General features: G+C 51.2%; 11 protein-coding genes and 1 pseudogene. 9 read left to right on the top strand and 3 right to left on the bottom strand.

Going from position 1 to position 15,064, the window contains the following annotated elements; translation table 11 throughout:
• Nucleotides 1-27 precede the first annotated feature (27 nt).
• Together IPN95_17410 and IPN95_17405 are read left to right on the top strand one after the other, a co-directional pair.
• Entirely contained in the window at nt 28-1,755 is a 1,728-nt protein-coding gene (locus tag IPN95_17410) for a SprB repeat-containing protein (protein MBK9451147.1), read from the top strand.
• Nucleotides 1,721-2,752 (top strand): PKD domain-containing protein, encoded by a 1,032-nt coding sequence (locus IPN95_17405; GenBank protein ID MBK9451146.1) that lies wholly within the window; start codon nt 1,721-1,723, stop codon nt 2,750-2,752. Before IPN95_17410 ends, IPN95_17405 begins: the two co-directional genes overlap by 35 nt.
• 112 nt (nt 2,753-2,864) lie before the next feature.
• Here the strand turns inward: IPN95_17405 and IPN95_17400 are convergent, their stop codons facing one another.
• Complete coding sequence (locus IPN95_17400; GenBank protein ID MBK9451145.1) at nt 2,865-3,269, bottom strand: hypothetical protein; 405 nt, start codon at nt 3,267-3,269, stop codon at nt 2,865-2,867.
• Nucleotides 3,270-3,408: 139 nt separating this feature from the next.
• Between IPN95_17400 and IPN95_17395 the strand changes: the two genes are divergently transcribed.
• Entirely contained in the window at nt 3,409-4,164 is a 756-nt protein-coding gene (locus IPN95_17395) for a hypothetical protein (GenBank protein MBK9451144.1), read from the top strand.
• Nucleotides 4,165-4,172: 8 nt separating this feature from the next.
• Here IPN95_17395 and IPN95_17390 read toward each other — a convergent pair whose 3' ends face one another.
• The gene (locus tag IPN95_17390; protein ID MBK9451143.1) at nt 4,173-6,584 is read right to left on the bottom strand and encodes a hypothetical protein; all 2,412 of its coding nucleotides are present in this window, start codon (nt 6,582-6,584) and stop codon (nt 4,173-4,175) included.
• A gap of 178 nt (nt 6,585-6,762) precedes the next feature.
• Here IPN95_17390 and IPN95_17385 point away from each other — a divergent pair, with 178 nt between their 5' ends.
• From IPN95_17385 to IPN95_17360, 6 genes and pseudogenes are all read left to right on the top strand, one after another.
• Nucleotides 6,763-8,055, top strand: a complete 1,293-nt coding sequence (locus tag IPN95_17385; GenBank protein ID MBK9451142.1) for a serine hydroxymethyltransferase — start codon at nt 6,763-6,765, stop codon at nt 8,053-8,055.
• A gap of 29 nt (nt 8,056-8,084) precedes the next feature.
• The gene (locus IPN95_17380) at nt 8,085-9,575 is read left to right on the top strand and encodes a hypothetical protein (protein MBK9451141.1); all 1,491 of its coding nucleotides are present in this window, start codon (nt 8,085-8,087) and stop codon (nt 9,573-9,575) included.
• 92 nt (nt 9,576-9,667) lie between these two features.
• Nucleotides 9,668-10,768, top strand: a complete 1,101-nt coding sequence (gene tatC, locus IPN95_17375; protein ID MBK9451140.1) for a twin-arginine translocase subunit TatC — start codon at nt 9,668-9,670, stop codon at nt 10,766-10,768.
• Complete coding sequence (gene rpiB / locus IPN95_17370; GenBank protein ID MBK9451139.1) at nt 10,761-11,207, top strand: ribose 5-phosphate isomerase B; 447 nt, start codon at nt 10,761-10,763, stop codon at nt 11,205-11,207. Before tatC ends, rpiB begins: the two co-directional genes overlap by 8 nt.
• Before the next feature lie 72 nt (nt 11,208-11,279).
• A complete protein-coding gene (locus tag IPN95_17365) occupies nt 11,280-13,058 on the top strand; it encodes a M28 family peptidase (protein MBK9451138.1) in 1,779 nt (592 codons plus the stop codon).
• 87 nt (nt 13,059-13,145) lie between these two features.
• Nucleotides 13,146-13,256: pseudogene (locus IPN95_17360) on the top strand (carboxypeptidase-like regulatory domain-containing protein).
• 742 nt (nt 13,257-13,998) lie between these two features.
• On the opposite strand, the gene IPN95_17355 reads toward IPN95_17360, so the two are convergent.
• The gene (locus IPN95_17355) at nt 13,999-15,054 is read right to left on the bottom strand and encodes a sterol desaturase family protein (protein ID MBK9451137.1); all 1,056 of its coding nucleotides are present in this window, start codon (nt 15,052-15,054) and stop codon (nt 13,999-14,001) included.
• Nucleotides 15,055-15,064 lie beyond the last annotated feature (10 nt).

Genomic DNA, 15,064 nt, shown 5'->3' with positions numbered 1-15,064 from the left:
CATCGCAGATGTCCGCCTTTAACAAGCATGAATGTATCGTGCAATGGAGGATACAATGGTTCTGCAACAGTCATCGTATCAGGCGGAACTCCGCTTCATTATGCTTGGTCGCCTTGGGGTGGCAGTGGGGCTACCGCTTCAAACCTGAGTGCGGGTGCCTATACCTGCAGTATCACCGATGCCAATGGCTGCGTCATAACTCGAAACGTCACAGTGCTGGAACCAAGCCCAACGTCCGTGGTTGCCTATGCTACCCCAGAATCATGCGCTGGACAATGCAATGGTACCGCTACTGCGGTACCTGCGGGCGGCACGGCTCCCTACAACATTCTTTGGTCAACCGGTTCGACTGCCACAGGCATCGTCGGTCTTTGCTCCGGAACCTATTCGGTTACCGTCACAGACGCCCAAGGTTGTGTATCTACAGGAGCAACTACTGTCAATGCCAACCCCAATCCCGTAGCAAATGCCGGTCCTGACATGAGCTTCTGCGAAGGTTCAGGTGGTGTGGCTTTGCAAGGATCCGCCTCTGGCGGAGGTGGAGCACCTTACTATTACACTTGGAGCTGCAACAATCCGCCATGCGGACTCAGCTGCGTCAACTGCCCCAATCCGGTGGCAAATCCGACAGATACAACTGTCTATTACCTGATGGTGACCGACCAGAATGGTTGTACTTCACCACTGGACTCGATGATTGTCAATGTATTGCCCAAACCCATCGTCGATGCCGGACCTGATACCGCGATTTGTGCAACCCCCGCACCTTGCGTGGTTCTCACACCTTCGATCAGCAACGGCTATGGTCCCTACACCTATCAGTGGATTCCGGGCACTGGCTTGAACAATGCAACGATTGCCAATCCTTGCGCAAGACCGGATACTTCTACCATCTATGCTTTGGTTGTAACCGACCTGAGTACAGGTTGTACTTCCGATTTCACGACCACAGATACGCTTTCGACCGTAGAAGTCGTGGTGAATCCGCTCCCGATAGCAGATGCAGGTCCTAACCGCATTATCTGTGCCGGCGACACCACTCAGCTTCAGGGAATTGCCAGCAATGCCGGCCCACAGTATGAGTTTCAATGGAGCCCAATCACCGGATTGAGCAATTATCAGCAAGCGAGCCCTTGGGCTTTCCCATCATTGACCACCAATTATTCGTTGGTCGTATGGAGCAATGGTTGCCCAAGCAACGCCGACACCGTCGTGGTGTATGTGACAGAGATTCCAACCGTCGATGCCGGTCAAAACCGCGACATCTGTGCCGGGGATTCTGCTTTCTTGGATGGCAATGCCTCCGTTTCCAATCAAGTGATTCCAGATTCAATCGTCAGCTATACTTGGTCTCCCGCCGCTGGGCTGGGTGCCACCAATGTTCCTGACGTCATGGCTTCGCCTGCGCAAACGAGTTTGTATTACCTGACGGTCTCAACCGCACAGGGATGTACCAACGTCGATTCCGTGTTGGTGACCATCAACCCGTCACCATTGCTCGATGCAGGTCCTAACATGACGGTCTGCGCGGGATCAGGTCCATGGAACCTTAACGGTACGATTGGTTGGGTGAATGGACTCTCGCCCGGTGATTTGCAAAATATCATCATTGAATGGCAGCCCTCGCAGTATGTGGTTGGCGCCAACAACATTGAAGACGTGCAGATCAACCCCGATCAGACGATGTATTTCTACTTCACGGTCACCTACAATACCTGTCATGACGGATTCATTGCTGGTCACGGTTGTGAATGAGATCGTTCCAGTGGTAACGGCTGATACAAGCATCGTTTGCCAAGGTCAGTCTGTCGGTCTGCACGTGACTGGCGGATTGGGTGGAAGCAACATTTCTTGGAGCCCAAGCAGTTCATTGGACGATGCGGCCTCCGCCGATCCGATTGCTACCCCCAATGCGACGACGACCTATTACGTCACACTTTCGGAGTCAGGTTGTTTTGGTACCGATTCGATCACCATTCAAGTCATAGAAACCCCCAAAGTCGAGTTTGCAAGCTCATTTAACGATGGCTGCGCACCTGTCGAAGTGAACTTCACCTCGCTCACAGCAGACGGCATCTTGCTCACTTGGGATTTCGGCGACGGTAGTCCACGCGAAAACGGTTCGCCGATCACGCATACCTTCTCTGAGCCTGGTTCCTACCCTGTAATGCTGTATGGCACCAACACAGGAGGATGCGCAGACAGCTCCGATATCGCGATGACGGTCGTGGTGCATGATACCGTTGTGGCAGGATTTCATTCGGATCCCAACTATCCCGTGGAATTGACGATTCCGGGTTCAGCTGTCAACTTCATCGACGACACACAAGGCAGCAGTGCTTGGATGTGGGATTTCGGAACGGGCTTCCAAAGCCCCGAGCAGAATCCGACCTATACTTTCTCCGCTCCGGGCACGTATTTTGTGACGCTGACCGTGCGGAACGAATGGGGTTGCGTTGGAACCGTGAGCCACGGCCCTTACATTGTGAAGGTGCCTGATCTTTTCATTCCCAACGTATTCAGCCCGAATGCGGATGGACTCAATGACGAATTTGTGATTCAGTACACAGGCGATCAGCCGTTTACTTGCGCCGTGTTTGACCGCTGGGGTGTGAAACAATGGAGCACCACCAACAAAACCGGTGGCTGGAACGGTGAAAATGAAAGAGGTCCAGTTCCCGATGGTGTATTTTTCTACACACTTCGCATTGGCGACAGAGAATTCAACGGCAACATCACCTTGGTGAGATAAGTCGGATTCAAACTCAATACAAATGCCCGCTCTTTCATTGGAGCGGGCATTTGCTTTGGAAGCCTTCGGTCAAACTTAGGAAGTTGATCGGGGCGAGATCCCTAATGGAATCTCATTTTCCACTCAACATCTCGAAGTACACCTTGCGAATCGTACCCGTGGGCAATTCGCCTGTGAAAAGCATGTTTTTGCCGTTTTTGTATTTGGTCACCTTTACGATATAGGCCGGCGCGATGGGATCGTCCTGGAAGGTGATTTTGTCTTTTCCTTCGGCAACAGACCAAGTCACCGGACCGACCTTTTCGCCGAGCATGAACATTTCGCCAGTGCCATCAGCCCTCAGGACCAATTGTTGTTTCTTTTCCAGCATGTTTTTCTCAACGCCATCGTCGGAATACCAAATCACCCGCCATTTGTGGGTGACGACCGAAGCGATATCGCCTTTCTGGGCAATGGCATTCTGTGAAAGGAAGATGCCTACAAGCATCAAAATCAAGTAAGTGGAAACTTTTTTCATCGGTTGCAACATTTCGTTTCTGCAACTTACGATTTTTCCCATCTGTTTGGATCAGTCTTGGAATGCGTTTTGCATCAGTTTTGTTTTGACCGGGATCGTCTCCAAAGTTTGGCAATCCTGTGCTAAATTTAGCCACGTGATGAGACTGAAGCTTTTCTTCGTTGGTTTTGCATGGATGATGTGTGCCTTGCCCGGCAACGCGCAAGACATCACCTTTTGCCTTGACCATACAGAAAGCGGCCTTCCTTTAGGGTCTGGCAAACAGTTTGAATTGGAGCGATTTGGGCAAAACATCGAAATCTTATTTCGGAATCCAGAACCCATTCGTACGGAAAAGCTCTATTTTTTCATTGATTATCAGCGCGATGGGCAGTATGCTGAGTTTGATACCAAGACGAGCGCCGTCGATCACAACAAAAACTGGTTGCTGATTTCCTATCGTTTTCAGCAAACGGGGCGGTACCGGGTACTCGTCATGGATGCCGCAAAAAAGGAAATCTGCAGGGGCGAGGTCGAGGTGATCGTCAAGGAGGAGGAAAACAGTCCGGAGTACTTTGAGGGCGCAAGACTGATTTTCTGCAAATCGGCCACCAAAGGCATGCCAGATTCTGCCCTGAAAGCGGTAACCATTCCGCCGGGAAATACCTCTACACTCGCCGTATTGCTGCGCCACATCCGACCATTTAAAACCCATCACATTTTTGTCGATGTCTGGGTGGGATCAGGAAAAGGTGCAGGCACTTACGTAGAAACCATGGAGTTTACCTTGGACCCGAATTGGACTTATTCGCAGTTTCCCTACCAATTTTCCGGAGCTGGAATTTACACCTTCAGAGTGTACAACGAAGACGAAATTTGGATCACCACTTCGGTTTTAGAGGTGAAAATGGAATGAAAAACTTCCTAAATCCTCCCGATTGACAGTCGGAATGCAAGATTTTGCCTCACAGTAGGCAAGGAATAAGCCCCAACCCGATAATAGACACCCACCCCGATGCTCCGAATAAAGGAAACAACGAAGTTGTCGATTTTAGGCGCGGGGAGGAAGTGCGTCAGGGTAAGTCCGGGTTCGAGATAAACGTTGGAGGGAGCACGATGCACCATCGGGGCAGCGCGGTCATTGCTCGTTGGGTAGAGACTTCCCCAAGCTGCGGCCATCGACAGGTGCAATCGCGGCTGTATCCGCTTGCCGAGATGCAGCCACCGCAACCGCGGACTTAAGTAAATAAAGCCTTCTGCGTACACGTCAGATGCAAATTCGTCGTAGCGCATGGTATTGAAAGCTCCCGGAAGTTCGGTGAAATTGCCTTTGGCAAAGTTGCTGCGATAGACACGCATGCGGGCGCGTGGAAGCGTGCGATCGTTGCCACCGGCAAAAATCTGGATCGTGGCTTTTCCTCCTCGGAAGGCATTAAAACTATGTTTCATCGCAAATGCCAAGGCATTGTATTCAAAGTCTCCGCGGTCGGTTGCGAGTCCTCTGGTGAACCTCGCCATGAAGACAGGCGCTTTGTTGCTGAGTAGCAGCCGTCGTCCGGCACTTGTCGCATACTGCGCACCGGGCGCCCAACGCAGCAGGATTTCAGCCTCGTCAAATTGGTGGCTTGAGTCTCCGTCAAACCGCGCTCCATAGCCGTTCAGGCTGGTTTCCAACCTTCGCCCGATGCGTATGCCCAAATCCGAGGGAAGCCGTGTACCGATCCAGATTTCCCGGGTATCGACATAATCCATGTCTTTCAAATACCAGTTCCGGATCCCGAATTCCCGGTAGATATTTTGGTGGAGCCCACGTTCGGGTCTGATTCCCAGTCGCCTGAAACCGCTTTCGACGAGGTCATAACTGCGCGAAACCCCGAAATACAATCGATCGTCTCCCAAAGGTGTCACTTGAATATTTGCACCCCATTTGGCTTGGCGATCTGCAATTCCCCAGCCAGCAAAAATGCCGATATCGAACCGTTTGCTCAGTTTGCTGTTGGTCTCAATCCCAAATCCAATCCGCAGTTTTTCCACCTGATTGTTGGTCACAATGCGCTCCAGCAAAAGGTCCACCGGACCCAACATCAATTTCCCGTCGCTGATTTTCCAAGTCTGGTCAAACACGCGGTTTAAGCCAAAGGCGCGACCCAGGCTGTCCAAGCGTCGATAGCTCATCCTGTCCAGCGTATCCAAGGGAATAGACCGGGCGGATTTCAGCAAGCTGTCTTCTTTGCCTGCACTTTCGGCGACCACCAAAACATCTTCTGACCGGAATCTTTGAATGGCTGAATCGCCGATGACATGCGCAGAGAAGCTGGAAAATCCGTTGAATTGAAACCGGACAGGCTCATTTTTGCTCAGGGATTTGGTCTTGATTTCTGTGTTGAGCTGCGAAGGAACCCAATGTCCGTCAGGCAGTTGGGTGTAAATCTGCCGGATATGTCCGCTTTTGAGCAAAAGACTTGCCTCGCTGATAACGAGATCGGCATCCACGGTGAGCAAGGCCCAGCTACCACTTTGCACCCTGAGCTCGCCAGAAAAGCCATCAAATGTCGTTTTTCCCGGTTCGAAATGAAGGGTAAAGATGGAATCCGGCCCTGAAAGCATGGTGTCGATCAAGGTGAATTGGTAGTTTTGAAGCCCGGGATTGGAGGCAGGATTGAGGAACGGCTGGCCAAAAACTGCGATGTAGTTGGTGTAAAAGCTCAAATCCTGCAAATCCCCGGCCGTGAAGGGGATCACCTTTCCCGGATATCCCGCCAATCTTGCCGACAGGATTCTTTCCTGCACCTTTCCCTGCCGGATTTGAAGCCGTTCCGTGACGGTTTCTGAAAGGAAAATGTGATGTGGAATGCGCAGACTGTCAGGTGTTTGGCTGGGGTAGTCCTGGCGCGCACTGAGTTTGTTGTAGCTTTTGCTGCTGTAGTCGTTGAGGTTTTGCGGATTGTTGCTGTCCCGGTTCTCGACCACGTTGCGTACAATCCTCAATGCCGGATTTTCCGTTGGGGTAATCAAGACGGACTGAATATTGACGCCCCCCGGCAGGAGCTGGATTTGCATTTCTGCTTTGGGACCAAGGAAAAGTGTCCGTGGCAAATAGCCAAGCAAACTGATTTTGACAGAATCCCCTTCAGGCCGGACCTCCAATTCGAAGTGGCCGTCAAGCCCTGAAAAGCAGCCCTTTTGAGAATTCAGGTTGATCAGGTAGGCAAATGGCAATGAATCCCCGTCTTCGCCGTCGACAATCCAACCTGTCACCTGGGCTGGCACATGCGCAAAGCACATGACCAAAACTGTCAAGACAATGCAGAAACGAAGCCGGTGAAATGCATGCATCCCTCCGAAGATAGCTTGTTTTGATGAATTCGATAGGGATGCGCGGCTCATCATTTCTCCGAATCTCCAGCGAACGGGAAATTTCCCCATCGGTCCTGCGGTTTTCCACATCCTCAGAAACAGCCTTCTCGGTACCTGAATTTGCAGTAACTTCGCGCTCAAATTCAAATGCAAAAGCATGCGTGATCCCATTTTTGACATCATTGACAAGGAATTTCACAGGCAAAAGGAAGGCCTCGAACTGATTGCCTCGGAGAATTTTGTTTCACAGGCGGTTTTGGAGGCCATGGGCTCCTGCCTGACCAACAAATATGCCGAGGGCTTGCCCGGCAAACGCTACTACGGCGGTTGTCACTTTGTCGATGAGGCGGAAAACATCGCCCGCGACCGTGCCAAGCAGCTTTTTGGTGCCGAATGGTGCAACGTGCAACCGCATTCCGGTTCACAGGCAAACTTTGCTGTGATGCTGGCTTGCTTGCAACCTGGCGATAAAATCCTTGGATTTGACCTGAGCCATGGCGGTCACTTGACCCACGGCAGCCCGGTTAATTTCAGCGGAAAGCTCTATCATCCAGTATTCTATGGGGTGGAGAAGGAGACGGGTCGAATCGATTTCAACAAGATTCGCGAAGTGGCCTTGCGTGAGCGTCCGAAGATGATCATCGCCGGCGCAAGCGCCTATGCCCGCGACTGGGACTATGCGACCATGCGCGCCATCGCCGACGAAGTCGGGGCGCTGCTCATGGCCGATATCGCCCACCCTGCAGGTTTGATCGCCGCAGGCTTGCTCAACAACCCCATGGAGCATTGCCATATCGTCACGACGACCACGCACAAGACCCTTCGCGGTCCACGTGGTGGACTGATCATGATGGGCAATGATTTCGACAATCCATTTGGCAAGACCATGAAAAATGGCACGCCCATCAAAATGAGCGCATTGCTCGATGGCGCCGTGTTTCCCGGCTCCCAAGGTGGCCCGCTGATGCACGTGATCGCCTCCAAGGCTGTGGCTTTTGGCGAGGCATTGCAGCCTTCGTTCAAGGCTTACGGGCAGCAGGTGATTCGCAACGCAAAGGTCATGGCCGATGCCATGATCGCCCGTGGCTATAAGATTATCAGCGATGGTACCGACAACCACTTGATGTTGGTCGATTTGCGTAGCAAAGGTCTCAATGGGAAAATCGCCGAAAATGCCCTTGTCGCTGCTGACATCACTGTCAACAAAAACATGGTGCCCTTCGATACGGAAAGCCCGTTTGTGACAAGCGGTATCCGCATCGGAACTGCGGCTGTCACCTCAAGGGGTTTGCTGGAAGATGACATGCTGTTCATTGCCGAGAAAATCGACCAAGTGTTGGAAGCGCCGGAAAATGAAGCTGTCATCAACCGTGTCAAAGGCGAAATCCACGAAAAAATGATGGCATTTCCCCTTCAGTATGAGGCCGTTCCCAATTTGGAGCATTCCTGATTCGAGTTTTTGATCCATTTCGATCGCGTATGAAGAAAGTATTGATTTTGTTGCCCGTTTTGGTGTTGATCTTGACCGGCAGCGTCTCGGCACAACGCATCACCGCCGAAAAAACCTTTGGACTCAACTATCCAGTGAGCACCATGGGGTATCCGACCGGAATTGTCGCCAACAAAGACGACCGGTTCAGCGTGATCGAGTACTGGAACAATGACCTTGAGCGGAAATTTGCCAACTATTACGTACAGACCTACAGCGACAAGTTTGAAGAAGTCTGGTTCAAGCCGGTCACGAAGGATGGCGACCCTCGCCTGACAGCGGTGACGGATTTGATTCGCTTGGATGGCGCTGTCGGTGTGATTGGCACCCAATTTTCGCCCGCCATCAAACGTCAGGCTACAAAATTGCAGCTCTGGGATTTAGATGGACACGATCGCGGAGGTCTGCAGACGATTTCGACCTATACCAAAAAGGCGAAAAAGGGCTATGAAGAAGTGATCGCCTATTCACCGGACAAAAAAAGTCTGTTTTGGATGGGCCATAATCCCGGGGCGAGCTACAAAAAACGCGATTTCTTTTGCTCTGTGACCGATGATAGCGGCACGAAAATCTGGGGCAAACGCTTGTTGTTGGAGCCAACTTTGCAAAAATACCTCGTCAAGCAAGCGACGATCGACAATCGCGGCAATGCCTACTTCTACATGGTGTATGAAACCGCTACCAACACCGTTAAGGACACCGTGCATCAGCCGATGATCGTGCGTTATGTTCACAAGGAAAGCAAATTCTACACCTACGCCTTGGATTTGCCGGGCGTATCCGTTCCCGAAGGGATGATCAAGATTACGGATTCCGGTGATTTGGCCTTTGTGGGAATTCTCTCGGACGGCAGCGAAAAGGGCTTTCTCAACGGCGCGAATAAGTATTCGACTCCCCTCAAATGGAATAAGATTGTCTATCAGCTCTTTGACATCAAACGCGAACTCGTCAAGTCCCAGGAGTTTATCATGGATTTGCCCGACGCCTTGGTGACACGCTACAAGGAGCGCGGTGCCGATTTCACCAAATCAGAATTGCGGGAAGACAAAGGGCAACTTTACTGGGTGATGGAGGAATTTTACATCATCGAGCACAACGACAAGCCGCAGCACCGCTACTACGATATCGCAACGGTGGCAATCGACCTCAAAAGCGGCGCGATCAAATGGGCCAATTCCTTTGAAAAGAAGCAGCGCGACTACTACCGCGGCGAATTGTTGGGCTATGTTTGCGGCATCGCAGAAGGTCAAATCCACTTTGTCTACCTCAACGAACGTGGCGCGCAGGGAAAAATCGTTTGTTCGAGTTTTGACCTGAAAACGGGCGAAGTCACCCACAAGGACTTGGCACGCAACGAACGTGAGAACAATCTCTTCTTCCCAAGACGGAGCACGATGGTGGGGCCAAACAAAATGATGCTCCTCGGGGTTGGCAATGTCGAGCGAAATGAATTCAAGCTCATCGAAGTTTCTTTTGACTGAGAATCGGGCTTTCATCGAAAAATAGCGGCTGAGTGGGCATATTTTCCTGGCGAAAAAAAGTAAAGCGTGGTCTGGACCAAGATCCGGAGGAGATGTCGTTTTTCGACCACTTGGAGGAGCTGCGTTGGCACTTGGTCCGGATGGTCATTGCCATTTCCATTTTTGCAGTCGTGTTGTTCATCTACCGTGTGGAGGTAATTGGAGGCGTATTTATGGCGCCTTTCCGGTATGATTTTGTGACCTATCGCCTCATTTGTGAGCACATCACCGACGATTTTTGTCCACCAGAGGAGAAAAACGGGGCATTTTTTACGATGAAGGCCGATAGCATCGATCTGGAAGCCATGATGACCCTTCAAGGAAATTTGCTGGCAGATCCCAACGCCTCCATCCCGAACGCCCCGCCTGAAATTGGAGATTCCGCAGAATTGTCATCCATTCCGCAAAGCAAGGACAATTCAGCCAAGACGGTACCCATTCACCTGCGCATCGATGCCCGCAAATTCATCGAATCCGGCCAAATGGGTGGTTTTCAGCTGAAAACCAAACAAGGCGAAATGGTGGCGATTCAGGCGACCTCGCCTTATGAGCAGTTCATGAAGGCGTTGATCTACGCCTTCTTTGCGGGTTTGATCGCTGCATTTCCATTCATTAGCTGGGAATTGTGGCGCTTTATCCGACCTGCTTTGTCGCGTAAGGAGGCCGGCCGGATTCGATGGAATGTGGTCACCACCAGCGTGCTGTTTTTCATCGGTGTCGCCTTTGGGTACTTCGTGATTCTGCCGACCTCCGTGCTTTTTCTCGCGCAGTTCGTGCTGTTTGAGGAAGCGCAAAACATCTGGCGAATCGGCGATGTGATCAGTTTCGAATTGACCGTGCTGTTTGGAACCGGATTGGTGTTCCAACTGCCGTTGGTGATCTATTACCTTTCCTTGATCGGCTTGGTCACTCCGGCATTTTTGCGGAAATACAGAAGGCATTCGATCGTGGTCTTGTTGATCATTGCAGCCTTGATCACGCCTTCGCCGGATCCGTTCAGTCAGTTGTTGGTGTTTACGCCGTTGATGATTTTGTACGAGATCAGCATTTTGATCAGTGCGCGCGTCTTCAAACGCAAAGCCAGAGAAGCAGCCGCCGAAAGAGAAAATGATGTTAAACCCGCCGTTGCGGAAGTTGAAGAAGAAGATGAGTAATACAAAAACGATCGCAATCGCTGGCGACCACGCCGGATTCCAGTACAAGGCCGCCATGAAAGGCTTTTTGGAGCAATTGGGTTACAAAGTCACCGATTACGGCACGGATTCCGAGGCCTCTTGCGACTATCCCGACTACGTCCATCCGCTTGCGAAGGCCGTGGAAGCGGGTGAATTCGCCAAGGGAATCTTGATTTGCGGTTCCGCGAATGGTGTTTGCATCACGGCCAACAAGTATGCCGGCGTTCGCGCTGCCATCGCTTGGGAACCCGAATTGGCCAGTTTGGCGCGTCGTCACAACGATGCCAACGTGATCTGCCTTCCCGCAAGGTTCATCACCCTTGAGGTCGCCGAGGAAATCGTGCGCACCTTCCTCGACACTGACTTTGAAGGCGGAAGACATCAGAATCGCGTTGATAAAATCGCGATTCACGACTAATTATTTGTTGGTTCTCAAGGCTTTCGCAAAAGATTACCCCCGCATATCTCAGCTTTTCCCGAACTTTCACCTATGAAGTTTTTCTCCAAGTTCATCCTTGCTAGCGCCATGTTGTTGCCTGTGAGCCTTGTATGGGCGCAGGTTCCCAAACCGCATGATCCGCGCGTGATTCAAAACAACACTTCAAGCGGATCTTCGTCGTCTGCCCCTTCCAGTAGCGGAATGAGCAAAACGAATCCGAATCCATCGACGGGAACGGGGACTTTTTCGACCGCGACCCCGCCGATGAGTTCGGCGAAAATCGACGAAATGTCGCCGGATCAGGCTGAATTGGTCAAAAAATACGCAAGCACGATCACAGCTGAGGATCTTGAGGCACTCTTGACCTTCATCGCATCCGACGAATTGGAAGGACGGGAAACCGGAACCCGCGGACAAAAGGTTGCTGCACGCTATTTGGCCTCGCAGTTCCAGAAAATAGGTCTCAAGCCGGGAAACAAGGGCAGTTGGTACCAAGAATACGGCCTCATTCGCTTGGAAGTCAAGTCCGCTGTGATTTCCTTGACAGGCAAGGAACAACTCGCATCCGGAACAGATTTCATCTGCATGAGCAAGATGGGCATGGCGGAGAGCTTTGATGCGGATTATGTTTTTGCCGGTTATGGCATTGATACCAAGGAATATGACAACCTGAAGGGCTTGGACCTGAAGGGCAAAGTTGCGGTTGTATTCTCGGGCGAACCTCAAGTCGGCGGCAAATACGTGATTTCAGGTACCGATCAACCCAGCGAATGGGGCGAGGACATGGACCTGAAGATGGACGCACTGGGCAAAAAGGGTGTTAAGGCTGTTTTGGTAGCCTTGACTGACGATGGCTTCAAGAAATTGGCAAGCAATCCTTGGGTTAAACATTCGGCAGGCGGAAAATCGCTGACATTGGCCTACAAAGCCGAAAAAGAAGCGCCGATACCGACCTTTTATGTTTCCGAATCGACCGTCAATGGACTTCTGAAAAAGGCCAAGACCAGCGTGGAAGCCCAAAAGAAGGTACTTTCCGTAAAGGCTGAAATCGGCAACGTGGACCTTTCCAAAGCGAAATTCAGCTTGAAAAGTGATGCCGTCAAGGAAGAAATCGTTGCAGAAAACGTCTTGGGAATGATTGAAGGCACCGACAAAAAGGATGAATTCGTCATCATCACCGCGCATTACGACCACTTGGGCGTGCGCGACGGTGAGATTTTCAACGGTGCAGACGACGATGGCACGGGAACGGTGACGATTTTGGAAGTGGCCGAGGCATTTATGGCTGCCGTCAAGGATGGCTACAAGCCCCGTCGCACGATTTTGTTCATGCCCGTTTCCGGTGAAGAAAAGGGGCTGCTGGGCTCCGAATACTACTCCGATCACCCGGTTTTTCCGCTCAATCGCACCTCTTGCAACTTGAACATCGACATGATCGGCCGCGTGGACGAAGCCCACAAAGGGGAGCCGCAGTACATTTATGTCATTGGCAGCGACAAATTGAGCTCCGAATTGCATGCATGCAACGAAAACGCCAACAAAATCGTCGGCAATTTGGAATTGGATTATACCTTCAATTCGCCTGATGATCCCAATCGCTTTTACTACCGCAGCGACCATTACAACTTTGCCAAGCACAATGTGCCGGTGATTTTCTATTTCAGTGGCGTCCATGAAGACTATCACAAGTCCACTGACGACATCGAGAAAATCCTGTTTCCGCGTGCTGCGCGTGTGGCGCAGCTGGTTTTTGGCACAGCTTGGGATGTCGCGAATCGCCCCACCAAGTTGGTCGTCGACAAAAAGAATGACTTCCCTGGCGGCAGGTAATCGTTCTAACCGTGTAATACGGGACTAAATCTGTGCATTGCTTTTTGCAAGCGATCGGCAATCTTCAAGGAAACACTGAAGACGCCGATGATTCCTCAACTCCGAATTCCAAAGCCCTGTCACGAAGACTGGGCAAAGATGACGCCCGCAGAACGCGGACGGCATTGTGCCGTGTGTGACAAAGTTGTGCGCGACTTTGTGGGGATGAAACCCGATGCCATTTTTGCTGAGCTTCGGCAGGCCACGGGCAACATCTGCGGAATGCTGGACCGTTCGGCCGTGTCGACAGAACCCCTCAAAGAGCAGGTATGGGCAAAATATCCTTTGGAACGCTTGCGTGTGTTCGTCTTGGCTTTTGTCCTTGTTTTCGGGGTCGAAGTCTGGGGAATCTCTGAGTTGGAAGCGCAAACCGTGCAACCAGAAATTGAAAAGTTGCAAACTTCGGGCGTCTTGACGGCGGTTGTTCGGGATTCTGCCGCGGTGATTCGCCTTGCGGGCAAGGTCGAGGATGTGTACACGCGGGAGGCTGTCATGCAGGCGCGCATCAGCGTGTACCAAGCGGGAAAACTCATCGATGGCGGTTGGACCAAGGAAGACGGCACATTTTCAATTGAAATCTCGAGCGCCAGCCTTGTCGGCGATACGTTTGACCTGCAATTGTATCACAACGGGAAAATTCGTTGGGATTCCGGCATTCACAGGGATTTGCGGGAGTTTCACTATTTGATTGATGCCGCACGCTTGATGGATGAGGTTGCGATTCATGTGACGAAAGTAAAATACCTTGCGTGATCTGCTTGTATTTCGGTATGGGACATTCATCAGTCTGTAGGAAGTACAAGAAGCCTCTACCGCCCTTTAGATGAATGGCTGATGATGAATTTCAGCGAAATCAACCACACAGGAAGGTGGTAAGAATGGGCAGTCGAGCCGATTTCAGCTATTTCTTCACAGCCTTCACAGCCTTCACAGCCTTCTCAGCTGCCAACGCAGCATGCTTTGGCTTTCCAAATCCGTAGATGGATTGTCCCAAAAAGCCCTTCGGAAATTCTTCCAGATGATCGAATCCCAATTTCACACTCCCGTCTATCTTAGGGACTACAGCTGTTCCGAAGATATAGTCCCAAATCGCCAATGTGATCCCGAAATTCATGCCATAGGGGTGGCTTGCCGGAATATCCCAAGCATGGTGCCAAAGATGCATTTCCGGACTGTTGAAGATGTGGCGCATGTATTTTCCGAGGAAAACTCCGAAGACAATCACGCCGCCTAAAATCCAAACCGGCCACATCCAAACGGCATCCGCATAGAGATAGGCTAGTCCGGCACCCACCAATGCTCCAAAAATCGAGCCCGTGACGCGCGGGTTGACCGTGATATTGGTATGGTTGAAGTGTCCCCAAGCAAGATTCAGCACGTGAATTCCGAAGATTTGGCCCATGTCTGCTCCCAAGACAGCAAAAGGCAGGAACCGGAAGGTCCAATAAATCAGGTTTTCCATCCAATGGTAGCGCACGTGGGCGGCAAATCCCATTTGTTCCACAGAGTGGTGCACCTTGTGAAACTCCCACATCCATGAGACTCGGTGCAAAATGCGGTGGACATTCCAACTCACAAAGTCACCAACCAAAAACAGAATCAGGTAATAAGCCCAAACAGGTAATTGATGGACCTGTATCGCAACGACGTTTTTCAGCCCAAAAAGCCCGATAAAGTCGCCGAAGAGCTGCGTCAACACTTGCTGCCCGCCCTGCCATACGATCAAGGAAAACAGGAAGAAGTTGAAAAAGACGTAAAACAAATCCAGCCAAAAGTCTTTGCGGAAGGCACTTTGTTTCGTGCGCCACGGCTTCAACAATTCGAAGCCCCAAAAGACGACTGACAGGGCAATCGTCCACCAGAAAAAGCTGGTCAGGCTGGGATGGGTAATGTCCTGCCAAAGGTAGCTTGCAAATGCTTTGGTTGCCTCTGTAAATGTCTTGATGTACTTTTCCATACCTGAAAAT

The sequence above is a fragment of the Bacteroidota bacterium genome (genome assembly GCA_016718825.1).
In the GTDB taxonomy this organism is placed as follows: Bacteria; Bacteroidota; Bacteroidia; order J057; family JADKCL01; genus JADKCL01.
The sequence above is the reverse complement of the archived record's forward strand: the minus strand, read 5'-3'. Positions and strand labels throughout refer to the sequence as shown.